The organism is Pseudonocardia endophytica, from assembly GCF_004339565.1.
In the GTDB taxonomy this organism is placed as follows: domain Bacteria; phylum Actinomycetota; class Actinomycetes; order Mycobacteriales; family Pseudonocardiaceae; genus Pseudonocardia; species Pseudonocardia endophytica.
In genome coordinates, this window is sequence record NZ_SMFZ01000002.1 from 2,834,006 (window position 1) to 2,857,274 (window position 23,269).

The window sequence follows — 23,269 nt, forward strand, 5'->3', positions numbered from 1 at the left end:
CGCGGTCAGCTCGCGCCGAACGTCTCCCCGGACGGCGAGACGTTCGTCCGCGACGCGACCCACGCCGCGATCTGCTCGACGGCGTCGTCGACCGGCACGCCGTTGCGCTGGCTGCCGTCGCGGAACCGGAAGCTGACCGCGCCCGCCTCCGCGTCGCGCGCGCCGACCAGCATCATGAACGGCACCTTCTGCAGCGTGTGGGTGCGGATCTTCTTCTGCATCCGGTCGTCGCCGGCGTCGACCTCGACGCGCACGCCCTTGCGCCGCAGGCGGTCCGCGACGTCGCGCACGGCCGGCTCCTGGTCGTCGGTGACCGGGATGCCGACCACCTGCACCGGCGCCAGCCACGCCGGGAACGAACCAGCGTAGTGCTCGGTGAGCACGCCGAAGAACCGTTCGATCGAGCCGAACAGCGCGCGGTGGATCATCACGGGGCGTTGCCGGGACCCGTCGGACGCCGTGTACTCGAGCTCGAAGCGGTCCGGGAGCATCATGTCGACCTGGATCGTCGACAGCTGCCAGTAGCGACCGATCGCGTCCTTGGCCTGCACCGAGATCTTCGGGGCGTAGAACGCGGCGCCGCCCGGGTCGTCGACCAGGGTCAGCCCGAAGCTCTCCGCGGCCGACCGCAGCGCCTCGGTGGCCTCGGCCCAGTGCTCGTCGGAGCCGATGGACTTCTCCGGGTTGCGGGTGGAGAGCTCCAGGTAGAAGTCGTCCAGGCCGTAGTCGCGCAGCAGGTCCAGCACGAACTGCAGCAGGCTGGTGATCTCGCCGGCCATCTGCTCGCGGGTGCAGTAGATGTGCGCGTCGTCCTGGGTGAAGCCACGGGCGCGGGTCAGGCCGTGCACCACGCCGGACTTCTCGTACCGGTAGACCGTGCCGAACTCGAACAGCCGCAGCGGCAGCTCCCGGTAGGACCGCCCGCGCGACCGGAAGATCAGGTTGTGCATCGGGCAGTTCATCGGCTTGAGGTAGTAGTCGACGGCCGGCTTCTTGATCTCGCCGTCGGCGTCCCGCTCCTCGTCGAGCTGCATGGGCGGGTACATGCCCTCGGCGTACCAGTCCAGGTGCCCGGACAGCTCGAACAGCTGGCCCTTCGTGGCGTGCGGGGTGGTGACGAACTCGTACCCGGCCTCGACGTGGCGCTGGCGGCTCAGATCCTCCAGCTCCTTGCGGACGATGCCGCCCTTCGGGTGGAACACCGCGAGGCCGGAGCCGATCTCGTCCGGGAAGCTGAACAGGTCCAGCTCGGCGCCGAGCTTGCGGTGGTCGCGGCGCTCGGCCTCGGCGATCCGCTCCAGGTAGGCGTCCTGGGCCTCCTGCGACTCCCACGCCGTGCCGTAGATCCGCTGCAGCTGCTGGTTGGCCTGGTCGCCGCGCCAGTAGGCGGCGGCGCTGCGGGTGAGCGCGAACGCCGGGACGAACTTCGTGGTCGGGATGTGCGGGCCGCGGCACAGGTCCGACCAGACGGTGTCGCCGGTGTGGGCGTGCACGTTGTCGTAGATGGTCAGCTCGCCGGACGAGTCGACCTCCATGACCTCGTCGTCCGCGCCGTCGGAGCTCTTGAGGTCGATCAGCTCGAGCTTGTACGGCTCGTCGGCGAGCTCGGCGCGGGCCTGGTCCTTCGACTCGAACCGGCGGCGGGAGAACCGCTGCCCGGCCTTGACGATCTTCTTCATCGCCGACTCGATCTTGCGCAGATCGTCAGGGGTGAACGGGGTGTCGACGTCGAAGTCGTAGTAGAAGCCGTCGGTGACCGGCGGGCCGATGCCGAGCTTGGCCTTCGGGAACAGCTGCTGGACGGCCTGGGCGAGCACGTGCGCGGCGGAGTGCCGGATGACGCTGCGGCCCTTCTCGGTGTCCGCGCGGACGGGGACGACCTCGGCGTCGGCGTCCGGGGCCCAGGCCAGGTCGCGCAGGACACCGTCGGCGTCCTCGACCACGACGATCGCCTCCGGCCCGCTGGTCGGCAGGCCGCCTTCCCGCACCCTGGCGCCGGCCGTCGTCCCGGCCGGCACCCGGATCGGGGCGGACGCGGGTGGGGCGGACGGTGCGGACACGGCGATGACCTCCGGGAAGAGCGGGAAACGGTGCACGTCGAGCCTACCGACGCCGGTCACGGGAATTCCGCCCGGTGCGGCCGCGGCGCTCCGCTCAGCGGTAGGGGATCTCCGGGCGCGGCTGCGTCGTCGGGTCCGGGAGGCCCTGGGCCGACGGCGGCTGCGGATCCGGGGTCGCCGGCGCCGGTGGGGCGGGCGGCGGGCTCCGGCGAGCCGGGGCGTCCGGTGCTCCGCCTGCCGGACGCGGCTCCGACGGGGCGGGGTCCGCGGTCCGACGAGGTGTCACCGGCGCGGCAGGCCGGGCCGCGGGTGCCGGACGCTGCGCCGTGCCGCCCGTCGAGGGCTGCTGCGGTGCGGTGGTGCCGGTGCGCTGCGGCGTCGCGGTCCGCCCGGTCGGCTGCGGAGCCCGGACGACGCCGAGCGTGCTGCCCGGGAGAACGGACGCCGGGGGCAGGTCGGCCTGCGTCGTCCGCGGCGGCGTGACCGGTGCGGCCGGTGCCGCGTGCGGCGGATCCGCCGATGGGGCGGACGCCGGGTCGGGGAGACCGTCGACGACCCGCCAGGCCGCGACCGCAACGGTTCCCACGGCCAGAGCCGCCGCCGCACCGCCGGCGGCGACCAGGGCCGTGCCGCGACGTCGTCGACGCCGGGCGGCGGTGCCCGGGAACCGGACGGGCGCCGCGACGGCGTCCAGGTCGACATCGAGATCGAGATCGGCCGGTCCCGCCACGGACCCGAGGACGAGCGTCGAGAGGGGCGACGGGAGCGTGGCCCGTCCCGGCGGTGTGAAGGCGGAGGACGCACGGGCGGTGGTCGGGCTCGGAACGACGTCCGGCAGGGCTCCCGACCCGCTCGCGTCGTCGGACCGCGGGTCGGCCACGATCGTCGCCGCCCCGGCGGTGTCGGCCGATCCGGTCTGTGCGGTCGCAGCGGTCCGATCCGGCCTCCGGGTCTCCGGTCGCTCGACGGGCAGCGGACCCGCCGACGGCGTGACGGACTCCGGCGGGTCGGCCGGGCGGGGGAGTGGAGCCATCCCGACGAGCGGGTCCCACCGCACGGCAGCGGGCCGCTCGGCGAGCGGATCGGTCTCGACGGCCGGGGGCCCGGCCGGTGTGGGCGCGATGCCGGGTGCCGGCTCGGCGGCGGGTGTGCCGGGTGCTCCGGGCTCGCAGGCCGGAGTGCCGGCCCGCGACGTCGGCGGCATCGCAGCCGACGGCTCGTCCGCCGCGCGAGCCGACGGCCGGGACACCCGCGTGTCCCACGGCCGGGGCGTGGACGTGCTCCGCCGGACGCGCGGGGTCCTGATGCGGCCGGTGCGAGCGTCGGGGTCCGTGCGCGGTGTGCGCCCCGGGTTCGCGACCGGCTCCCGGACCGGGAGGTCGGTCTCCGGACGGGTCGCGCTGAGCGTCCCGCCGGACGGCGCGGGCCGGGTGCCCCGCCCCGGCGTCGTCTCCAGGGCGGTGATCACCTCGTCGGTGGACGGGCGGTGGTCGGGGTCGAACGCCAGCATCGCGCTGAGCAGGCCGGCCATCTGGTCGGTCACGCCGTCCGGACGGGGAGCAGGCTCGTCGCGGGCGCGCGACCGGTACGCCGCGTCGTCCTCCCCGGGCCGGGGCGGGAACGGCGGCGCGCCGGTCAGCACCGTGTACAGCGTCGAGCCGAGCCCGTAGACGTCGGCGCGCTCGTCGATCACGACGCCCGGTTGCAGCGCCTCGGGGGCGGCGTGCAGGAGCGTGAACCCGGCGGCCGTCGGTGCGTGGTCGCGCAGCACGGCCAGGCCGAAGTCCGCCAGCACGGGGGCGCCGCTCGTCCGGAGCAGCAGGTTCTGCGGTGTGACGTCGCCGTGCAGCATGCCGGCCGAGTGCGCGAATCGCAACGCGCGCCCGATCGTCGAACCCAGCGCCGCGACCCGGTCGACCGGCAGCGGGCCGCGCATGCCGACGAGGTCGTGCAGCGACCCGTCGCACCGCTCCGAGATCAGGTACGGGCGGCCGTCGGCGAGCACGCCGGCGTCGTAGACCGTGAGCACGTGCGGGTACTGGTCGAGGCGGCCGATCGCCCGGCACTCGGCGCGGAACCGTTCCGCGGCCTGGTCGTCGGCGAGCGTGACGCGGAAGACCTTGGCGGCGACCCACCGCTCCAGGTGTTGCTGCCGGGCCAGGTAGACGTCGGCGAGCCCTCCCCGGCCCAGTAGGGAGAGGTCGCTCAACCCGGGCAGATCCGGGACCTCGGACGTCACGCTGACCACGCTAGGCGACAGGAACCACACGTTCCGTCTCGGCGCGCGCGGTGCGCGCGAGGATCGCCCGCTCGGGCGGACCGCTCGTCGCACTCCGTCGGGAATTCTCCGACGATGCTGTCGAGTCCGCGCCCGTCCGTTCGTCGTCATGCTGTGCGGCAACCGAGCCGCATCGGACAACAGGGAGAAACCTCGTGAAGTACATGCTGCTGATCTACGGTGCCCGCCCCGAGACCCCGCAGACGCCCGCGGAGATCGAGGCCGAGATGAACGCGTACTGGGGCTACGAGAAGGAGGTCGCCGAGGCGGGCGTGCGCCTGGGCAGCGAGGCCCTGCAGCCGGTCGAGACCGCGACCACGGTGGCGGTCGCCGACGACGGCACGCGTACCGTCACCGACGGTCCGTTCGCCGAGACCCGCGAGATCCTCGGTGGCTACTACCTGCTCGACGTCCCGGACCTCGACGCCGCGCTCGAGTGGGCCGCGAAGTGCCCGGGGTCATGGCACGGCAACCGGATCGAGGTGCGCCCGGTCCAGGAGTTCGAGGAGTCGTAGACCTGATCCTGCGATGGGTGCGACGGGTGGGGCTCGCGCTGGCGGCGGTCGTGGTCCTGGTGATCGCCGCCAGCGGGGCCTACCTGGGCTGGGACCGACTGGACCCGGAGCGGCTCGACGTACCGGTCGGCGGGTTCACGATCGAGGCGGCGGGGGTGTCGACGCACGTCGAGCACTGGCCGGCCGCCCGTCCGAGCGGGCTCCCGCCGCTGGTGCTGGTTCCCGGCTTCGCCGAGTCGACCTACGTGTGGTCGCGCGCGGCGCCACTGCTGGCCGCCGACCGCGACGTCTACGCCTACGACGTGCGCGGCTACGGGTACACCGCCCGCGTCGGCCCGTACACGTTGGACGCCGACACCGACCAGCTCGCCGGTGTGCTGTCCACATTGCACCTGTCACGGCCGGTCGTGGTCGGGCACTCGCTCGGGGTGGCGATCGCCCTGTCGCTGGCGCTGCGCGATCCCGCGTCGGTGACCGGGGTGGTCGCGGCGAACGGCGACGGCACGCCGTACTTCGGTGACGACCGTTCCGGAACCGGGAGCCGCGGTCCGCGGGTGCTGCTCGTCCCGCCGGTCGCGCCCGCGGTGATCACCGCGGGCGTTCGGAACCGTGGCCCGATCCGGAGCCTGGTCTCCGGCCAGTGCGGACCGGGCTGTCCGGTCGACGACGCCTCCGTCGACCGCTGGCGCGCACCGTTCCTGCTGCCCGGCGCCGTGAACGCGCTCGTCGAGATCGCCCGTGAGCCGCTGATCGGTCTCACCGACCCGCAGGAGCTGCAGGTCCGGGTGCCGGTCGGGATCGTGTTCTCGGACGGCGACGGGAGCTTCGACCGCGACTCGGCGACGGCCACGGCGTCCCGGTTGCACACGACGGCGGTCGCCGAGCTGTCCGGCGAGCGTCATCTCGCGTTGCTCGGTGCCCCGGATCGCTTCGCCGACGCCGTCCGTCGGGTCATGCCGCGGTCGATGTGAGCGGGGGCCGCGACGTCCTGGGCGAACCCGGCGAGGTCGCGTGCGGGCTCGGATCGAGTCAAGAGCAGTGCTCTCGTTCCTCGCGCTTCAGAGGGTGATGGGCTGCCCGTGCGGGGTGGCGCGTGCGGCCCGGCGCCAGTCCTCCTGGCGGTCCGATAGGTCGTCGTGGCAGGTCAGGCCCTGTGCGACGACGACTCGTTCGAGCGCGGTCAGCCAGCTCGCCCAGTAGTCGTCGCCGCCCGGCTCGCGCAGGACGCGGCCCAGCTCGGCCGAGAAGTCGGGCCAGGCGAACCGGCTCCGGTCGTGCAGGGCGTGGGCGAGCGCGAACGCCTGCGCGTGCCACGGCTCGTCGAACGGCTGCTCAGGCGGGTTCAAGGTAGCTCTCCCAGGCGTCCACGGAGACCTCGGTGGTCGGGTCGCTGTCCGCGCCCCAGAGCTCGTGCCCGTCGAACCGCACGGTGTAGAGCCACTCCGGGTCCTCGCCGAGGCGGTGCGCGTTGCGGTCGGGCAGCACGTGCGCGCCGTGCACGATCTCGACGACGCCGACACGGCCGCGCACGTACCGGGGCAGTCGCGTGTGGCCGGTGGGGTGGACGTTGCGCGCCCGGACGGCCTGACCGACCTCGAACGCTGCCGGTCCCGGTGGCTCGCGGTCGGCCGGGGCGCCCCGGCGGAGCGCGGTCGTCACGCGGTCCGGCGACACCGGGCCGATCCCGGCCTCACCGGACCGCAGCGACCGACCGGCCTCCACCTCGTCGTCGCCGACGATGCCGTGCCCCACGAGCAGGGCTTCCAGTGCGTCGAACCAGATCCGGTAGTACGGCGAGGTCAGGTACAGCGCGGGCGGCCGGTCCTCGCGGACGTGCCGCGACTCGTCGATCGACCATCGTCCGAGCATCGCGCAGGCGAGCGTGAGCGCCATCGTCCGGCGCTCCCAGTCGCCGCGGTAGTGCGGTGCGTCCTGCGCCTCCGGGACGACGGGGCCGAAGCCCATGGTCCCGCCGAGGTCGTGCGCGCCGTTCATGCCGGCGCGTTCGCTTCGCGCACGCCGACCATCGAGTCACGGCTGACCAGCGTGGACAGACGGGCGGCGTCCCAGCCGTCGGTGCCCTCCGGGCGGCGCGGGACGACGAGGTAGCGGACCTCGGCCGTCGAGTCCCAGACCCTGATCCTCGTCTCCGGCGGCAGCTCGGTGCCGAACTCGGCGAGCACGGCACGTGGTTCGAGCACGGCCCGCGAGCGGTAGGCCGACGACTTGTACCAGGCCGGCGGGATGCCGAGCACCGCCCACGGGTAGCAGGAGCAGAGCGTGCAGACGACGAGGTTGTGCACGCCCGCGGCGTTGTGCACGGCGACGACGTGCTCGCTCTGCCGCCCTCCGATGTCCATCTCGGCGAGCGCGGACGTGGCGTCGGCGGTGAGGCGGGCGTCGAACTCCGGGTCGGTCCAGGCACGGGCGACGGCCTGCGCGCCGAGGTGGGGCCCGATCCGCGTCTCGTAGGCCTCGACGATCTCGTCCAGCGCCGCCGGTTCGACGTAGCCCTTGTCCACCAGGATCGACTCGAGAGCGCGCACCCGGACGTCCATCGGTCCGAGCTCGCTGGGCTCGTGGTCGTGCCGCGTGTCCGCCACGGGGCTCGACACTACCGCCCGCCGGGTCGGGCCGACGCCGTTCCGGGAGCGGTCGGCCACGACGGCGCCGTGGGTGGGTCGCCTGCCCCGATGATCGGCGGGACCGGCGGACACGGCCGGTGGTGGCCGCTCGCCTCCGATCGCGCCGATCACGGGTCGGGGTTCCCAGCCGCGCCCCGGACGTCGTCCTGACGTTCCTCGAACATTGCCCGGGCACGCTGCTGGCATGCGTCTGCGACGTCCGATCCTCACCGCTGCCGTCGCGGTGGTCGTCCTCCTCCTGGCCGGGTGTGGAGTCGCCGCGGCCCTGGCGGCCGAGCCCGCAGCGACTGCCGCGAAGGGCGACGGCGCCGAGCACGTCCGCGGCACGGTCGCGGCGGAGAACGGTCCGTCGTGGACGGTGAGCACCGGGAGGAACCACCCGGTGACCGTCACGCTGACGCCGCAGACGGCGTTCGGGACGAAGAAGGCTCCCGCGGCGGCGGCGCAGTTCCCGGTCGGGAGCCAGGTGCGGGTGACCGGGACCGAGCAGGGCGAGGCGATCGTGGCCGACCGGATCAGCGCTCCACCCGCGGGTACCGCTCCACCGGCCGGCACCGCTCCCGGCGCCGCTCCGACGGCCGGCGCATGACCCGCCCGGCGTTCCGGCTGCTGTCCGCCGAGCCGTCGACGCCCGGGGGAGCGGTCTCCGAGCACGCGGCCGTCCGGCGCCTGCTCCAGCGCGTCGGGCTCGGAGCGCGGCCGGGGGAGACGGACGCCGCCGCACGCAACGGGTTCGACGTGACGCTCACCGGCCTGATGAGTCCCGCGGGACGGGACGCGGGCGTCGCGGCGACGCCTCCTCCTGGGTTGGCGCCGCTGGAACGCAGGGCGGGCAAGAACGACGCCGACGCCCGCACGGAGCAGCGCCAGGAGGCGACGAAGCAGACCGCGCAGCTCGGAACGTGGTGGCTGGACCGGATGGCCGCCGTCGACGAACCCCTGCCCGAGCGCATGACCTGGTTCTGGCACGGCCACTTCGCCACCAGCGCGCAGAAGGTGCGCTACCCGCCGTTGATGCTCGCCCAGAACGAGACCCTGCGCCGCCTCGGACGCGGCGACTTCCGGACGCTCGCCCAGGCCATGATCATCGACCCGGCCATGCTGGTCTGGCTCGACGGCGGCGGCAACAGGGTCGGCCGACCGAACGAGAACCTGGCCCGCGAGTTCATGGAGCTGTTCACGCTCGGCGTCGGCCACTACACCGAGGACGACGTCCGCCAGGCCGCCCGCGCGCTCACCGGCTGGCGGGTGGACTTCCGCACCGGAGCCGCGACGCAGGACCCGCGCGACCACGACGCGGCACCGAAGACCGTGCTCGGCACGACCGCGCCGTACGACGCGGCCGGGCTCACCGACCTGCTCGTCACCCGCCCTGCGTCGCCGACGTTCCTGGCCGGCCGGATCTGGCGGCGGCTGGTCTCGGACACCCCGCCGTCGACCTCCACACTGGACCGGCTGGTCGCCGCGTACGGCCCCGGTCACGACGTCACCGCGCTCGTGCGGGCGATCGCCGGTTCCGAGGAGTTCCGCAGCGCGGAGTCGGTGCTGGTCCGCCCGCCGGTGGACTGGCTGGTCGGAGCGCTGCGGGCGTTGCGGCTGACGGCGTCGGCGCTGAAGCAGCAGACGCTGACCAGCGGACTGCGCGACCTCGGGCAGATCCCGCTCCGCCCGCCGGACGTCGGCGGGTGGCCGTCCGGGCCGCCGTGGCTCTCGACGGCAGCCGCGCTCGCCCGGCTGCAGGTCGCCCGCGAGCTCGCCCGCACGGCCGACCTGTCCCCGATCACCGACGAGCCGCGGCCGGGCCGGGTGGAGGCGACGGCCGCGCTGCTCGGCCTGGACGGGTTCGGCTCCCGCACCACCTCCGCGCTGGCGCCGCTCGCCGGACGCCCGCCCGACCTCGTCGCAGCCGCCCTCGCGTCCCCCGAGAACACGGTGAGTGCCTGATGGCCCTGAATGCTCTTACCCGCCGCCGCTTCCTGACCTGGGCCGGCATGGGGACCGCGGCTGCCGCGGCAGCGAGCGTCGGATGGATGGAGCTGGCCGACCGCGCCCGCACCACACCGCTCCCGCCGGGTGCCCCGGTCCTCGTGCTGGTCACGATGTACGGCGGCAACGACGGGCTGAACACCGTCGTCCCCGCGGCCGACGGCGCCTACCAGAGCGCCCGCCCGGATCTGGCCTACGACCAGGGCGAGGTGCTCGACGTCGGCGAGGGACTCGGGCTCAACCCGGGCATGACGGGTCTGAAGAAGGAGTGGGACGCCGGGCGGCTGGCGATCGTGCGCGGCGTCGGCTACCCGAAACCGGACCACAGCCACTTCCGCTCGATGGACATCTGGCAGACGGCGGATCCGGCGAGCCCGTCGTCGACCGGGTGGATCGGGCGCTGGCTGGACGCGAACGGCCGGGACCCGCTCGCCGCGATCTCGTTGGAACCGGTCCTGCCGCCCCTGCTCTCCGGTGCGACGACGACGGGTGCCGCGCTGCCGCTGCGCGGGCTCACGCTGCCCGGTGGGACGCTCGGGACGGCGTTCGCCGCGATGGGCGCGGCTGGGCCGGGGGAGCCGGAGCTGCAGGCGGCGGCCGCGCGGTCGGTCGCCGACCTGCACCGCACGGTGGGGACGTTCGGCGCCGCGGTCGAGGGGTCCGACGGCGCCGACGGCAACGGTGACGGCAAGACCGGCGCGCTGAAGGCCCAGCTCGACGTCGTCGCGCGCTGCATCGCGGCCGGCGCGCCGACGCGCGTCTACTCGGTGAGCCTCGGCGGGTTCGACACCCACGCCGACGAGCGCGACACGCAGCAACGCCTGCTGACCGAGCTCGACGGCGCGCTGTCCGGGTTCCTGACGGGCACGACGGGGGACCGGCAGGTCGTCGTCATGGCCTACTCCGAGTTCGGACGGCGGGTGGTCGCCAACGCGAACGAGGGCACCGACCACGGCACGGCGGGCCCGGTGCTCGTCGCGGGCAACGGTGTGCGCGGCGGCTTCGTCGGCGAGCAGCCGAGCCTCACCGATCTCGACGACGGCGACCTGAAGGCCGGCGTCGACTTCCGTGACGTCTACGCCACGCTGCTCACGGGGGTCCTGACGTCGGACCCGGAGCCGGTGCTCGGCCCGGGCCGGAGGGAGCTGCCGCTGCTGGCGTGACCGTGAACGCCGTCCCGCCCTCCGGTGCCGGGCCGGCCTCGACCCGCCCGCCCATCTGCGTCACCAGACCCTGGACCAGGGCGAGACCGATGCCGCCGACACCGAGCGGGCGCCGTCCGCGGTACCGGTCGTGCAGTGCACCGGGCTCGAACACGACCGCGTAGTCCTCCTCGGTCAGGCCAGGGCCACCGTCGCGGACCTGCACCGACCCGTCGCGCACGGCGAGGACAAGGGGAGCGCCCGACGGGGTCACCCGCAGCGCGTTCGACGCCAGGGCGTCGATCACCTGGCGCAGGCGGCGCGGGTCGGCCCGCACCGGGACCGGCCCCGAGGGGATCTCCCGCCGCACGACGACGCCGGACGACCGGGCCCGCATCTCCCACACCCCGGCCGCCTCGGCGACGAGCGCGGCCAGGTCGATCTCGGCGATGTCCAGCGTGAAGTCGTCGGCCTCCAGGCGCGCCAGCTCGATCAGGTCGGCGACCAGCCCCTCCAACCGCTCCGCCTCGCGCACGACGGTCGCGCCGGCCTCCCGCGCGTCGTCGCCGGTCACGACACCGTCCGCGATCGACTCGCCGAACCCGCGGACGGCGGTCAACGGCGTGCGCAGCTCGTGCGACACCGACAGCAGGAACCGGCGCTGCCGCTCCTCGCTGTGCGCCAGCGCGTCGGCCAGCTCGTTCACCGCGGAGGCGACCCCCGCCACCTCCGCCGGACCGCGGACCGGCACCCGGACGTCGCGCTCCCCTCCGCGCAGCCGGCGCGCGGCGTCGGTCACCGCCCGCAACGGACGCCCGGACAGCGTCCCGACCGCGACACCCACCAGCACGGCGGCGGCCGCACCGACCAGCAGCGCCAGCCCGACGTTGCGCCGCAACGCGCCGAGCGGACCGGTGTCGACGGGTCGGACCAGCGCGATCCCACCGGACGGAAGCGGACGGGCCTCGACCAGGTAGACCCGCCCCGCGACGTCCGCGGCCGCCGAGACCGGGACCCCGGTGAGCGCGCGGTCGGCGCCGGTGCGGGTCACCGCGGTGCCGATCGGCCCCGGTGGTCGGGCTCGGTCCAGTGGGACGACCGTGATGTCCTGGGCCTGCAGGACGGCGACGACCCGGCCGATGTCGCCGCCCTGCGCGGCCACCACGTCGGCCTGCTCCGCGAGCGCCTGCCTGGCGACCTGACGCGCCGTCGTCGACACCAGCTGCAGGGCGACGAGCGCGGCCAGCGCCACCGCGACGAGCGCGACCACCAGGCAGGCGCCGGTCACCCGCCACGCCAGCGACCGGCGGGCCGTCATCGCTCGTCGGCGGCGTAGCCGACGCCGCGCACCGTCCTGATCGGACCGGACGGGCCGAGCTTCGCGCGGAGCTGGGCGACGTGCACGTCCACCGTGCGCGTCCCGGACGACGACGGGTAGCCCCACACGGCGGCCAGCAGCTGCTCGCGGGAGAACACCCGGCCGGGCGCGCGCATCAGGTGGGCGAGGAGATCGAACTCGGTCGCCGTGAGCTCGACGTCGGCGTCCCCGGCGCGCACCCGCCTGCGGTCGGCGTCCAGGCGGACGGTGCCGAGCTCGAGCACGTCGCCGACCGGGGCGCCACCGACCCGGCGCAGCACCGTCCGGATCCGGACGACGAGCTCGCGCGGGCTGAACGGTTTCGTCACGTAGTCGTCGGCGCCGAGCTCGAGGCCGAGGATGCGGTCCACCTCGTCGTCGCGGGCGGTGACGAACAGGACCGGCATTTCGTCGCGCTCCGCCCGCAGCGTCCGGCAGACCTCGATGCCGTCGATCCGGCCGGGCAACCCGACGTCGAGCACGACGGCGACCGGCCGGTGCCTGCGGACGGCCGCCAGGCCTGCGTCGCCGTCGGACTCGACGTGCACCCCGAACCCGTCCCGCCGCAGGTAGAGCGCGACGAGGTCGGAGATCGCCCGGTCGTCCTCGACGACCAGGACGAGCCCGCGGGACGGGGTGGACACCGGGGGTCAGGCGATCCGCTTGAGCCTGCTGATCGTCAGACCGTTCGCGTCGAGGAGGTCACCGAGCATCCCGGCGAAGCGGACGAGGTGCGGCGCGGCCAGGTGCTCGTCGAGCTTCGCCTCGGACTCCCAGTTCTCGTAGAGGTAGAAGAGGCCCTCGTCCTCGGTCGAGACGTGCAGGTTGTAGTTGACGAAGCCGTCCTCGGACGAGGTCGGCTCGACCAGCGCCTCCAGCTCGCGGCGCAGCTCCGCCTCCTTGCCGGGGGCCGCCTTCATGTGGGCGATCACGGTGAGCAGGTTCGGGTTGGAATCCGTGGGTGTCGTCACGGCGGTGTCGTACCACGGTCGACGTCCTGTGCGCCCGGCGACGCGGCGGTAGCGTCCGGGGTCATGAGCACCCCCGGCGCCGGCACCGAGGACATCGCGGCGGCCATGGCCGAGGCCGCGCGGGCCTGGCTGGACGGGCTCGACCCGGCGCAGCGGGCGACGGCCACCGGCCACACGCCCGCCGACGACGACACCGACGCCGAGCGACGCCGCTGGTTCTACACCCCGACCGACCACGGTGGACTGACGTTCCACGACCAGCAGCCACCACAGCAGCGGGCCGCGATGAAGCTCGTCGGGTCCGGTCTGTCCCGCGCCGCGTACGTCACGGCGGCGACCGTGATGGGGCTGGAGAACGTCCTCGACCACACCGAGGGCTTCGTGACGATGTTCGACCGCACCCGCGGCCGCGACCCGTTCCTGTACTACCTGCGGGTCTTCGGCGACCCCGGCCCGTCCGGAACCTGGGGCTGGCGGTTCGGCGGGCACCACGTCTCGGTCAACATGCTCGTCGTCGACGGGCTCGTGGTCGCGTCCACGCCGTGCTTTCTCGGGGCCGACCCGGCGACGTCCGAGCTGCTCGGGGCCGCGCGGCTGCGCCCGCTCGGCGAGGTCGAGGACCTGGCGCGGGACATCGTCCGCTCGCTGCCCGACGAGCTGGCGCGACGGGCGGTGCTGCTGGACAGGGCGCCGTCGGACATCGTCGCGGCGAACCGCACGACGGTGAGCGAGGGCGACCGGGTGATCCCGCTGGCCGGGATCTGGCGTGCTCCGTTCGGGAAGCCGGAGGAGCAGGAGAAGCTCCAGGAGATGAGCGACGGCATCGAGGACCGGCAGGGGCTCTCGGCGGCCGATCACCAGGTCGTCGAGCTGACCGACGTCCCGAAGGGCGTGCCCGCGTCCGAGCTGGACGCCGCGCAGCGCGAGCAGCTGCGGATGCTGCTCGGCACCTACCTGAAGCGGGTGCCCGACGAGCTCTCCCCGATGCGGGACTACGACGACGACGCGGCGCTGGACGCCGTGCACCTGGCCTGGGCCGGTCCGACCGAGCCCGGGGCGGGGCACTACTACCGGCTGCAGGGGCCCCGCCTGCTCGTGGAGTGGGACAACACCCAGCGCGACGCGAACCACGCGCACTCGGTCTGGAGGGACCCCACCCGCGACTTCGGGCTCGACGTCCTGGGTGCGCACCGCGCCGCGCACCACTGAGGTCACCCGTGCACGGCGGCGCGGAACTCCCACAGCAGGTCCAGGCAGTCCGGTGACGTCCAGGCCGTCGGGGTGAGCAGCAGGCTCGTCGTGTCGTGCGCGGGATCGGACAGCCAGGCCACGCCGGTGCCTCCGACCCAGCCGTAGCGGCCGCGGTCGTCGGCGCCCACGCCGAGGCCCCAGCCCTCGCCGTCCGGGAACACGCCGGTGTGCTGGGCGTCGGTGAGCCGGTCGGTCGTCATCTCGGAGACCGAGCACGGCGCGAGGACCGCGCCACCGCCGTCGCGCAGCATCCCGGCGAACGCCAGCAGATCGTCCACCGTGGACACCAGGCCGCCACCGCCGGACTCGAACGCGGGCGGGGCGGACCACGCGCCGTCGACCGGATCGAGCACGGCTCCGGACGGCTCCAGCAGCGGGCAGAACCGGTGCCGCACCGAGGCCGGCACGTGGAAGCCGGTGTCGCGCATGCCGAGCGGCGCGAAGATCCGCTCGGCCAGCAGATCGCCGAGGGACGTGCCGGTGGCGCGGGCGAGCAGGACGCCCAGCACGTCGGAGCCGGTGTGGTAGATCCATCGCTCGCCGGGCTGGGCGATCAGCGGCAGCCCGCCGAGGCGGCGCATCCACTCGTCCGGCTCCGGCTGGACCCGGGTCCCCGGCAGGTGGTCGCCGCCGAGGTCGGCGTCGGAGTAGGCGTGCTGGATCGGGTACCGCGCGGGGGAGACGTGCAGGACCCCGATCCCGAGCCGGAGGCTCATCAGGTCCTCGACGGTGATCGGCCGTCGCGCCGGGACGGTGTCGTCCAGGTCGGTGCCCTCGTGGCGCAGCACCCGCCGGTCGGCGAGCTCGGGCAGCCAGCGGTCCACCCGGTCGTCGAGATCCAGGACGCCGTCCTCGACGAGCGCCATCGCCGCGGCGGCGACGACCGGCTTCGTGAGCGAGGCGATCCGCACGATCGTGTCCCGCCGCAGCGGGGTTCCGCCGGGCCCGGCGGTCCCGCGGACGTCGACCGTGACGTCCCCGCCGCGCACGACGGCGGTGATCGCACCGGGCACCGTCCCGGCGTCCAGGTGCCGGGTCAGGACGTGGTCGGCGGTGTCCTGCATCGCAGGCATGGCGGGCCTCCCGGGGGTGGGGTCACCGATGTCGACTCCACGCCGGGGGCGAACTCATCGCGCGCCGGGATCAGGGCTTGCGGCCCACGCCTCCCGCGATCACGCGCTGCGGCACGGTGGTCGGCTTCAGGCGGGGTCCGTCCGGCCACCAGTCGGCGCACAGCACGAGACCCGGCTCGACCATCTCCAGCCCGGCGAACAGGGGCTCCAGCTCGGCCCGGGTGCGGAACCGTCCGCTGTGCACCGGACCGCGCAGCAGCACGTCCTCCAGCGTGCGGGCGAGCTCGCTGGCCTCACCGTTGTCGTCCGGGTCGAAGAAGTGCGCGATCACGACGTAGGAGCCGGACGGGAGGGCCTCGACGTACTCGTCGACGATCGACTCCGGGCTGCGTGCCGGGTCGTTGTAGTGGTGGATCGTCCCGTTGTGGATCAGCGCGATCGGCTCGTCGAAGTCGAGGAACCTGCGAACCTGCTCGTTCCCGACGACGTCCTGCGGGGTGAAGATGTCCGCAGGCAGGAACAGCGTCTGTTCGTTGTCCTCGAGCAGCGCCCTGCCGTGTGCGACGACGGTCGGGTCGTTGTCGACGTAGACGACCTTCGCGTCGGGATGGACCCGCTGCACCACCTGGTGGGTGTTCTCCGCGGTCGGGAGGCCGGAACCGCAGTCGAGGAACTGCCGGACGTCGGTCTGCGACACGAGGAACCGCAGGGCCCGGATCAGGAAGTTCCGGTTCTCGATCGCGACCTGGCGCACACCCGGTGCGATGGCGTCGACCTGGTGGATCGTCTCGCGGTCGATCTCGTAGTGGTCCTTTCCACCGAGGGCGTAGTCGTACGCCCTGGCGATGCTCGCCTTCGTCGGGTCGATGTAGCTGGGGGTCGTCGCCTCTACCATCGCGTCCTCGCGTCTCAGGTGCTCGTGCTCACGTCTCAGGGCTTACGGCCGACGCCGCCGACGATGCACCGCTGGGCGGGCGCGAGCGGCTTGATCGCCGGCCCGTCCGGCCACCAGCGCACGCACAGCTCGATGCCGGGCGTGACCATCTCCAGGCCGGGGAACATGCCGGCGATCTCGTCCCTGGTGCGGAACCGGCCGCTGCCCATCGGGCTGTGGACGAACACGTCCTCGAGGCGGCGGGCCAGCTCGCTGTCGGCGTCCTGGGGGTCCATGAAGTGGCTGAGCGCGACGTAGGAGCCGGACGGCAGCGCCTCGACGTACTCTTCCATGATCGACTGTGGCGTCCGCGACGGGTCGTCGTAGTGGTGCAGCGTGCCGAGCTGGAACAGGGCGATGGGTTCGTCGAAGTCGAGGAACTTCCGCACCGCCGGGTCCCCGACGACGTTCGCCGGGTCGAAGATGTCGGCGGGGCTGAACATCGTCAGGTCGTTGTCGGCCAGCAGCGCCTGCCCGTGCGCGATGACCGTGGGGTCGTTGTCCACGTACACGACCCGCGCCTCCGGGCGCAGCCGCTGGGCGACCTGGTGCGTGTTCTCCGCGGTCGGCAGACCGGACCCGCAGTCCAGGAACTGGGTGATCCCGGCCTCGCCCGCCAGGAAGCGCGTCGCACGGATCAGGAACGCCCGGTGGTCGACGGTGAACTGCTCGATCTCCGGCGCGACCGTCTTCAGTTTCTCGACGGTCTGCCGGTCGACCTCGTAGTTGTCCTTGCCACCCAGCGCGGCGTCGTACACCCTGGCGATGCTCGCCTTCGAGGTGTCGATGTAGCTCGGCGTCCCGGCCATGATCGTCCCCTCACACACACGCCCCGTGACGGGACGTCACCGGGGTGAGATCACGATAGCGGTCGTCGCGTGCACCGATCCATGCCCTCCCGGCCACGTCGCGGGGGCCACGACGCAGGTCGTCGCGGTGTACGGTGACTGTCCCGCTCGTCGCGCACGCGCGGCGGTCGAGTACGACGTCCAGGCGACCGGAGGAGCCCGTCCCGTGGTCTCGAGCCCCACTCCCGACGGTGACGACGAGGTCGGTGGCATCCCGGACGCCGGTCCGACCGCCCGGCGGATCCTGCTCGGGGCCATGCTCAAGCGGCTGCGCGAACGGGCCGGGGTGGCCAGGGCCGACGCCGCCTACGAGATCCGCGGCTCGGACTCGAAGATGAGCCGCCTCGAGGCGGGCAAGGTCTCGTTCAAGGAACGCGACGTCGGCGATCTGCTCAAGATGTACGGCCTCACCGACGGTCCGGACCGGGACCGGGTCATCGAGATGGCCAGAGAGAGCAACAAGAGCGGCTGGTGGCAGAGGTACAACGAGGTCATCCCGTCCTGGTTCGAGGACTACGTCGGGCTCGAGGCGTCCGCGTCCCGGATCCAGTCCTACGAGCTGCTGTTCGTTCCCGGCCTGCTCCAGATCCCGGAGTACGCCCGCGCCCTCGTCAGCGGCGGGCGCCCGGACGCGACCGACCCGGAGGCCGAGCAGCGGCTCAACCTCCGCATGCAGCGCCAGCGGATCCTGCGCCGCCCGGACGCCCCGACGTTCTGGGCGGTGATCGACGAGGCCGTGCTCCGCCGCCCGATCGGCGGTGAGGACGTGCTCACCGCGCAGATCGACCACCTGCTGGACATGGCCGCGCTGCCGTCGGTGGTGCTGCAGATCCTGCCGTGGCACCTGTCCGGCTACGCCGCGGAGCACGCGTTCACGATGCTGCGCTTCGCCGAGCCCGAGCTGCCGGACCTGGTCTACCTCGAAGAGCACACGGGTGCGTTCTACCTGGACAAGCGCCCGGACGTGGAGGACTACACCCGGGTGATGGACCGGCTCACGATCGACGCGCTCTCCCCGGACGACAGCCGGCGTCATCTCACGAAGCTGCGGGCCGAGCGGTAGCGAACCGACCGTCCGTCGCCGCTGTCCTACCGATCACCCGCAGCCACTGCGCTCGTTCCGTTGCACTGCTACCTTGCGTTTGTTCGCTCCAGATGCACATGCAAGTGAGGTAGGCGTTCGCATGGGTGAGATGCACGTGAATGAGCTGGTGTGGCGCAAGAGCCGTCGCAGCGGTTTCCAGGGCAACTGCGTCGAGCTGGCGGACGCGGGGAAGACGGTCGCCGTGCGCAACAGCCGGTTCCCGGACGGCGCCGTTCTGGCGTTCCCGAACCGCGACATGGCGGGCTTCCTGGACGCGATCAAGGACGGCGAGCTGGATGACCTCGCCTGAGGCTCCTCAGCCGTTCCGCTCGAACCGGGTGTGGGTGGCGTAGTCCTTCGCCGGACCCCGCACGTCCATGTCGACGGTGAATCGGTCGGGCAGCGCGAACGCGTAGCGCCCGACATAGGTGTCGGCGCCGCACAGGTGGGTGTCCGTCGCCGCGAGGGCCTCGGCCTCCGTCCCGTCCAGCCGGAGCGCGTGCAGCGTGCGACCGACCGTGCCGGGCTCGACGAAGCAGATCCGGATCGTGCCGTCCGGGTCCAGCAGGTAGTGGTACTCGCGGAACGCGTCGCCGGTGTGACCGCCTGCGAAGGTGACGCGACCGTCCTCGCGGTAGTGCAGGACGCCGTCGCCGATCGGGCGGAAGCGTGCCGTGCCGGTCATCGTGCCGAGGCCGGGGGAGAACTCGCGGGTCAGCCGCCACTCGCCGACCAGGTGGGAGAAGACGCCCGCGCCGGTCATAGGCCCACCCTAACCACGGTCGGGGTACGAATGGCGGTGAACCACGTCCCGCGAGGAGGACCCCGATGGCCGACCTGCTCAGCCGCCCCGGAAACCGCCGTGCCCGGCTGCGTGCACTGCTCGACGCCGACGAGCCGGTACTCGCCCCCGGCGCCTACGACGCGCTGACCGCCCACCTGGTCGAGCAGGCCGGGTTCGATGCCGTCTACATGACCGGGTTCGGCACCACGGCCTCGCTGCTCGGACGCCCGGACGTCGGGTTGCTGGGGCAGGCCGAGATGGCCGACAACGCGCGGCGGATGGCCGCCGTCGTCGACGTCCCGCTGATCGCCGACGCGGACACCGGCTACGGCAACCCGATCAACGTCGTGCGCACGGTCCGCGAGTACGAGCAGGCCGGCGTCGCCGCGCTGCACCTCGAGGACCAGGTGATGCCGAAGCGCTGCGGTCACATGGCCGGCAAGCAGGTCGTGCCGTCCGCCGAGATGGAGGCGAAGATCCGCGCCGCGGCCGACGCCCGCACCGACCCGGACTTCGTGATCATCGCCCGGACCGACGTCGTGCAGGTCGAGGGCGTGGACGCCGGGATCGACCGTGCCCGCCGGTTCGCCGACGCGGGCGCCGACGTGCTGTTCGTCGAGGCGCCGACGTCCGAGGCGGACATCGAGAAGATCGCCGGCGCGCTGACCGGCCACACGTTGCTGTTCAACTGGGCCGAGGGTGGCCGGACCCCGCAGCTGTCGCTGGACCGGCTGCGCGAGCTGGGTTTCTCGCTCGTGCTGTTCCCGATCAGCACGCTCCTGGCCGCGACGGACGCGGTGCGGGCCACGCTGCAGCGGCTCCGGACCGGGGCCGTCCCGGACGTCGAGGTCGGCGCGCTGGACGACTTCGCCCGGCTCGTCGGCGTCGACGAGGTCCGGTCGCTGGAGGAGCGGTACCGCTCCTGACGGCGCTGCGCGTCACCGCTCCGGACGGCGTTGCTCGTGCAGCGGCGGGAACCGGTGCGGGTGCTCGTCGTGCTCGAACATCTCCGCCGCCGGGCCGACGATCAGGCGGTCCGGCGGCGTCGCGATGCTCGCGTCCTTGTCCGGGTAGTCGAACTGGTTCAGGACGTGCCGCATGGCCTCCAGGCGGGCGCGCTTCTTGTCGTTGCTCTTGATCACCGTCCACGGCGCGTCCGCGGTGTCGGTGTAGAAGAACATCGCCTCCTTCGCCTCGGTGTAGGACTCCCACTTGTCCAGCGAGGCGAGGTCCATCGGCGAGAGCTTCCACTGTCGCACCGGGTCCACCTGGCGGATCAGGAAGCGGGTGCGCTGCTCGTCGCGGGAGACCGAGAACCAGAGCTTGACCAGGTGGGTCCCGGACCGCACGAGCATCCGCTCGAGCTCCGGAGCGGCGCGCAGGAACTCCATGTAGCTGCGCGCGTCGGTGAACCCCATGACCCGCTCGACGCCGGCGCGGTTGTACCAGGACCGGTCGAACAGGACGATCTCCCCGGCGCTCGGCAGGTGCGCCACGTACCGCTGGAAGTACCACTGCCCGAGCTCGCGCTCGGTCGGCTTCTCCAGCGCCACGACGCGGGCGCCGCGCGGGTTGAGGTGCTCCATGAACCGCTTGATCGTCCCGCCCTTGCCCGCCGCGTCCCGGCCCTCGAACAGCACGACGATCCGGTTGCCGGTGTCCTTGACCCAGTTCTGCAGCTTGAGCAGCTCGATCTGCAGGAGGCGCTTCGTCCGCTCGTACTCGTCGCGGTCCAGGCGGGCCTCGTACGGGTAGCCCTCGCGCCAGGTGTCGACCGCCGCGCCGTCGGGGGCGACGAGACGGGGGTCGTCGTCGTCGGAGTCGTCGACGCGGAAGCGGTCCAGATCGGCGTGGCGCGGGTCGGGTGCGGCGCCGCCCGGCGCGATCCGCGCGGCGGGTGCGGCGTCGGTCGTGCCCGGCTCCGGCGTCGGCGCGTCGTCGGTCTTCTCGGCATCGGTCACCGGGCACACGATTCGCCGCCGCGGTGACGGGAGGGCGAACACGACATGGCCGGAGGATGCCGGTGCGACACCGCGCACCCTTCCCGTGACGGGCCGCGCGACCTGCTCCGAACGGGCTCTTCGTTGCACGCCCGAACGGTCGCACCGTGTCGTTGATACGGTCTACCCGGGCGGGCTCGCGTGCCCTGATCGGCGCCCGCCCCGGCCACGGCGACTCCCCGCTGCCCCGTGCAGCCCGTGTCCGGAGGACCCAGCCGTCCCGGCGATGCCCCGTCCGGACGGCGGACGGCGAGGTGCGATGACCACGACCGGACGGCGCGTCCCCGACGACGCCGTGACCCAGCCGATCACCGGCGGACCCGCGGGTGCCGTCGACGTGGCGGCCCGACCTCCGCGTGGTTCCACGGAGCGGCGGCCCCACGTGACCGAGCGGCCGCGGCACGAAGCGGTGGCGGACGCCGTTCGCCGGGACCCGAGGTTCCGGGAGCTGCGCACCCGTCAGCGCCGGTTCGTGTTCACCGCGACGCCGCTGTTCCTCGCCTGGTACGGCCTGTTCGTCGGGCTGTCGGCGTTCGCTCCGTCGCTGATGGCCGTGCCGGTGCTCGGCGCGGTGAACGCCGGCATGCTGCTCGGGCTCGCCCAGTTCGCCTCCACCCTGGCGATCGTCGCGGCGTACCGCCGGTTCGCCCGGCGCGAGATCGACCCGCGCGTGCGCGACCTGCGCGCCGTGTACGCGGCCGGATCCTCCGACGCCCACGCCGAGATCAGGAGCCTGCGATGAACCCCGGGACGACGACGGCGGGCAACCCGCTGGTGAACGTGCTCGTGTTCGGTGTGTTCGTGCTGATCACGCTCGGGGTCGTCTACCGGGTCAGCCACCGGAACGACACGCCGGAGGACTACTACGCCGCGGGCGGCGGCTTCAGCGGCGCCCAGAACGGCGTCGCGATGTCCGGTGACTTCCTGTCCGCCGCGTCGTTCCTCGGGATCTCCGGCGCGATCGCCGTCTACGGCTACGACGGGTTCGTCTACTCGGTGAGCTGGGTGGTCGCCTGGCTCGTCGCCCTGCTGCTGGTCGGGGAGGGGCTGCGGAACACCGGGAAGTTCACGATGGGCGACGTCATGGCCTACCGCCTGCGGCAGAGCCCGATCCGTGCCGCCGCGGCCGTGTCCACGCTGGTGATCTCGCTCGTCTACATGATCGCCCAGATGGCCGGCGCCGGGAGCCTGGTCGCGCTGCTGTTGCACGTGCGCTCCGCCGCCGGGCAGTCGATGGTGATCGTCGGCGTCGGAGCGGTGATGCTGCTCTACGTGCTGTTCGGCGGCATGCGCGGCACGACGTGGGTGCAGATCATCAAGGCGATCGCGCTGCTGGCGTGCGTCGCGCTGCTGGCGGCGTTCGTGCTCGGCCGGTACGGCCTGAGCTTCTCCGAGCTGCTGGACCGGGCCGCGGATGCGAACCCCGGCGGTGTCGCGATGCTCGAGCCCGGCGGCTGGTACGGCGGCGGCCCGGCCAACCGGCTGGACTTCGTGTCGCTCGGCCTGGCCCTCGTGCTCGGCATCTCCAGCCTGCCGCACGTGCTGATGCGCTTCTTCACCGTGCCGGACGCCTTCCAGGCCCGCCGGTCGGTGACCTGGTGCTCGTGGCTGATGGTGGTGTTCTACCTGTCGATCCTGGCCGTCGGCTTCGGCGCCGCGGCCGTCGTGAAGCGCGAGGACATCCTGTCCGCTCCCGGTGGGGCCAACTCGGCGGCGCCGCTGCTGGCCTACGCGATCGGCGGCACGCCGGTGCTGGGCGTCGTCGCCGCCGTGGCGTTCGCGACGATCCTCGCCGTCGTCGCGGGCCTGGTGCTGTCCGCGTCGGTGTCGTTCGCGCACGACATCTACGCGTCGATCCTGCGCCGCGGCCGCGCCGACCCGGCGAGCGAGGTGAAGGTCGCCCGGCGCACGGCCGCCGTCGTGGGGGTACTGGCGATCGTCGGGGGCGTGATCGCCCGCAACCAGAACGTGGCGTTCCTGGTCTCGCTGGCGCTCGCCATCGCCGCATCGGCGAACCTCCCGACGATCGTGTTCGCGCTGTTCTGGCCGCGGTTCAACACGAGCGGTGCGCTCGCGAGCATCTACACCGGACTGGTCAGCGCGATCGTCCTGATCGGGTTCTCGACGACTGTGACCGGTCGGCCCGGCTCGCTGGTCCCGGACGTCGACGTGGCGTGGTTCCCGCTGACCAACCCGGCGATCGTGTCCGTCCCGCTGTCGTTCCTGGTCGGGATCGTCACCACGGTGCTGACGGCCCCTCCGCCCGATCCGGCGCAGGCCAGGGAGATGGAGGTCCGGGCCCTGACCGGCATCGGGTCCGGACGGTGAACCCGACCGGTTA

Annotated in this window: 24 protein-coding genes; 11 read left to right on the top strand and 13 right to left on the bottom strand. The window is 73.3% G+C overall.

What is annotated here, in order from left to right; translation table 11 throughout:
- Positions 1-5 precede the first annotated feature (5 nt).
- A complete protein-coding gene (thrS, locus tag EV378_RS31975; protein ID WP_424511277.1) occupies positions 6-2,024 on the bottom strand; it encodes a threonine--tRNA ligase in 2,019 nt (672 codons plus the stop codon).
- A 130-nt stretch (positions 2,025-2,154) separates the two neighbouring features.
- On the bottom strand, positions 2,155-4,299 hold the full coding sequence (locus EV378_RS36850) for a serine/threonine-protein kinase (protein WP_165922589.1): 2,145 nt from the start codon (positions 4,297-4,299) through the stop codon (positions 2,155-2,157).
- 194 nt (positions 4,300-4,493) lie between these two features.
- Between EV378_RS36850 and EV378_RS31985 the strand changes: the two genes are divergently transcribed.
- Both EV378_RS31985 and EV378_RS31990 read left to right on the top strand, forming a co-directional pair.
- Positions 4,494-4,853 (top strand): YciI family protein, encoded by a 360-nt coding sequence (locus tag EV378_RS31985; RefSeq protein ID WP_132431328.1) that lies wholly within the window; start codon positions 4,494-4,496, stop codon positions 4,851-4,853.
- Positions 4,854-4,870: 17 nt separating this feature from the next.
- Positions 4,871-5,824, top strand: a complete 954-nt coding sequence (locus tag EV378_RS31990) for an alpha/beta fold hydrolase (protein ID WP_132431330.1) — start codon at positions 4,871-4,873, stop codon at positions 5,822-5,824.
- Positions 5,825-5,911: 87 nt separating this feature from the next.
- On the opposite strand, the gene EV378_RS31995 is transcribed toward EV378_RS31990, so the two are convergent.
- Genes EV378_RS31995 through nthA form a run of 3 tightly spaced genes read right to left on the bottom strand, consistent with a single transcriptional unit; the run spans position 5,912 to position 7,456 of the window.
- Complete coding sequence (locus EV378_RS31995) at positions 5,912-6,199, bottom strand: nitrile hydratase accessory protein (RefSeq protein WP_132431332.1); 288 nt, start codon at positions 6,197-6,199, stop codon at positions 5,912-5,914.
- On the bottom strand, positions 6,186-6,848 hold the full coding sequence (gene nthB / locus EV378_RS32000; protein ID WP_132431334.1) for a nitrile hydratase subunit beta: 663 nt from the start codon (positions 6,846-6,848) through the stop codon (positions 6,186-6,188). Before nthB ends, EV378_RS31995 begins: the two co-directional genes overlap by 14 nt.
- On the bottom strand, positions 6,845-7,456 hold the full coding sequence (gene nthA / locus EV378_RS32005; protein ID WP_341540458.1) for a nitrile hydratase subunit alpha: 612 nt from the start codon (positions 7,454-7,456) through the stop codon (positions 6,845-6,847). Before nthA ends, nthB begins: the two co-directional genes overlap by 4 nt.
- 226 nt (positions 7,457-7,682) lie before the next feature.
- Here nthA and EV378_RS32010 point away from each other — a divergent pair, with 226 nt between their 5' ends.
- The 3 genes from EV378_RS32010 to EV378_RS32020 are packed head-to-tail and all read left to right on the top strand — an operon-like array spanning position 7,683 to position 10,647.
- Positions 7,683-8,087 (top strand): hypothetical protein, encoded by a 405-nt coding sequence (locus EV378_RS32010; RefSeq protein WP_132431336.1) that lies wholly within the window; start codon positions 7,683-7,685, stop codon positions 8,085-8,087.
- On the top strand, positions 8,084-9,442 hold the full coding sequence (locus EV378_RS32015) for a DUF1800 domain-containing protein (RefSeq protein ID WP_132431338.1): 1,359 nt from the start codon (positions 8,084-8,086) through the stop codon (positions 9,440-9,442). The genes EV378_RS32010 and EV378_RS32015 overlap by 4 nt, the downstream gene beginning before the upstream one ends.
- Positions 9,442-10,647 carry a DUF1501 domain-containing protein gene (locus EV378_RS32020; protein WP_132431340.1) on the top strand — a complete coding sequence of 402 codons (1,206 nt, stop codon included), beginning with the start codon at positions 9,442-9,444 and terminating at the stop codon, positions 10,645-10,647. Before EV378_RS32015 ends, EV378_RS32020 begins: the two co-directional genes overlap by 1 nt.
- Here EV378_RS32020 and EV378_RS32025 read toward each other — a convergent pair.
- The 3 genes from EV378_RS32025 to EV378_RS32035 are packed head-to-tail and all read right to left on the bottom strand — an operon-like array spanning position 10,574 to position 12,954.
- Entirely contained in the window at positions 10,574-11,944 is a 1,371-nt protein-coding gene (locus EV378_RS32025) for a HAMP domain-containing sensor histidine kinase (protein ID WP_132431342.1), read from the bottom strand. The genes EV378_RS32020 and EV378_RS32025 overlap by 74 nt on opposite strands.
- Positions 11,941-12,627, bottom strand: coding sequence for a response regulator transcription factor (locus EV378_RS32030; RefSeq protein WP_132431344.1), 687 nt, complete (start codon positions 12,625-12,627; stop codon positions 11,941-11,943). Before EV378_RS32030 ends, EV378_RS32025 begins: the two co-directional genes overlap by 4 nt.
- A 6-nt stretch (positions 12,628-12,633) precedes the next feature.
- On the bottom strand, positions 12,634-12,954 hold the full coding sequence (locus EV378_RS32035; protein WP_132431346.1) for a putative quinol monooxygenase: 321 nt from the start codon (positions 12,952-12,954) through the stop codon (positions 12,634-12,636).
- Between the two features lie 63 nt (positions 12,955-13,017).
- Between EV378_RS32035 and EV378_RS32040 the strand changes: the two genes are divergently transcribed.
- Positions 13,018-14,163 (top strand): DUF3500 domain-containing protein, encoded by a 1,146-nt coding sequence (locus EV378_RS32040; protein ID WP_132431348.1) that lies wholly within the window; start codon positions 13,018-13,020, stop codon positions 14,161-14,163.
- Between the two features lie 2 nt (positions 14,164-14,165).
- Here the strand turns inward: EV378_RS32040 and EV378_RS32045 are convergent, their stop codons facing one another.
- The 3 genes from EV378_RS32045 to EV378_RS32055 all read right to left on the bottom strand — a co-directional run bounded on the left by EV378_RS32045 (position 14,166) and on the right by EV378_RS32055 (position 17,021).
- Entirely contained in the window at positions 14,166-15,278 is a 1,113-nt protein-coding gene (locus tag EV378_RS32045; protein WP_132431350.1) for a serine hydrolase domain-containing protein, read from the bottom strand.
- A 70-nt stretch (positions 15,279-15,348) separates the two neighbouring features.
- Entirely contained in the window at positions 15,349-16,173 is an 825-nt protein-coding gene (locus tag EV378_RS32050) for an SAM-dependent methyltransferase (protein WP_132431352.1), read from the bottom strand.
- A gap of 35 nt (positions 16,174-16,208) precedes the next feature.
- Positions 16,209-17,021, bottom strand: coding sequence for an SAM-dependent methyltransferase (locus EV378_RS32055; protein WP_132431354.1), 813 nt, complete (start codon positions 17,019-17,021; stop codon positions 16,209-16,211).
- Positions 17,022-17,226: 205 nt separating this feature from the next.
- Here EV378_RS32055 and EV378_RS32060 point away from each other — a divergent pair, with 205 nt between their 5' ends.
- The gene (locus EV378_RS32060; RefSeq protein WP_424511262.1) at positions 17,227-18,123 is read left to right on the top strand and encodes a helix-turn-helix domain-containing protein; all 897 of its coding nucleotides are present in this window, start codon (positions 17,227-17,229) and stop codon (positions 18,121-18,123) included.
- A 130-nt stretch (positions 18,124-18,253) separates the two neighbouring features.
- On the top strand, positions 18,254-18,454 hold the full coding sequence (locus EV378_RS32065) for a DUF397 domain-containing protein (RefSeq protein WP_243653860.1): 201 nt from the start codon (positions 18,254-18,256) through the stop codon (positions 18,452-18,454).
- A 6-nt stretch (positions 18,455-18,460) separates the two neighbouring features.
- On the opposite strand, the gene EV378_RS32070 is transcribed toward EV378_RS32065, so the two are convergent.
- On the bottom strand, positions 18,461-18,907 hold the full coding sequence (locus EV378_RS32070; RefSeq protein ID WP_132431358.1) for a DUF6314 family protein: 447 nt from the start codon (positions 18,905-18,907) through the stop codon (positions 18,461-18,463).
- Between the two features lie 65 nt (positions 18,908-18,972).
- On the opposite strand from EV378_RS32070, the gene EV378_RS32075 reads away from it, so the two are divergent.
- Positions 18,973-19,854, top strand: coding sequence for an isocitrate lyase/PEP mutase family protein (locus EV378_RS32075; protein WP_132431360.1), 882 nt, complete (start codon positions 18,973-18,975; stop codon positions 19,852-19,854).
- Positions 19,855-19,866: 12 nt separating this feature from the next.
- Here EV378_RS32075 and ppk2 read toward each other — a convergent pair whose 3' ends face one another.
- Positions 19,867-20,889: a polyphosphate kinase 2 gene (ppk2, locus tag EV378_RS32080; protein WP_132431362.1), complete on the bottom strand. Its 1,023-nt coding sequence runs from the start codon at positions 20,887-20,889 to the stop codon at positions 19,867-19,869.
- A gap of 298 nt (positions 20,890-21,187) precedes the next feature.
- Here ppk2 and EV378_RS32085 point away from each other — a divergent pair, with 298 nt between their 5' ends.
- On the top strand, positions 21,188-21,670 hold the full coding sequence (locus tag EV378_RS32085) for a DUF485 domain-containing protein (protein WP_132431364.1): 483 nt from the start codon (positions 21,188-21,190) through the stop codon (positions 21,668-21,670).
- Positions 21,667-23,256 carry a solute symporter family protein gene (locus EV378_RS32090; protein ID WP_132431366.1) on the top strand — a complete coding sequence of 530 codons (1,590 nt, stop codon included), beginning with the start codon at positions 21,667-21,669 and terminating at the stop codon, positions 23,254-23,256. The genes EV378_RS32085 and EV378_RS32090 overlap by 4 nt, the downstream gene beginning before the upstream one ends.
- The last annotated feature ends 13 nt before the right edge of the window (positions 23,257-23,269 follow it).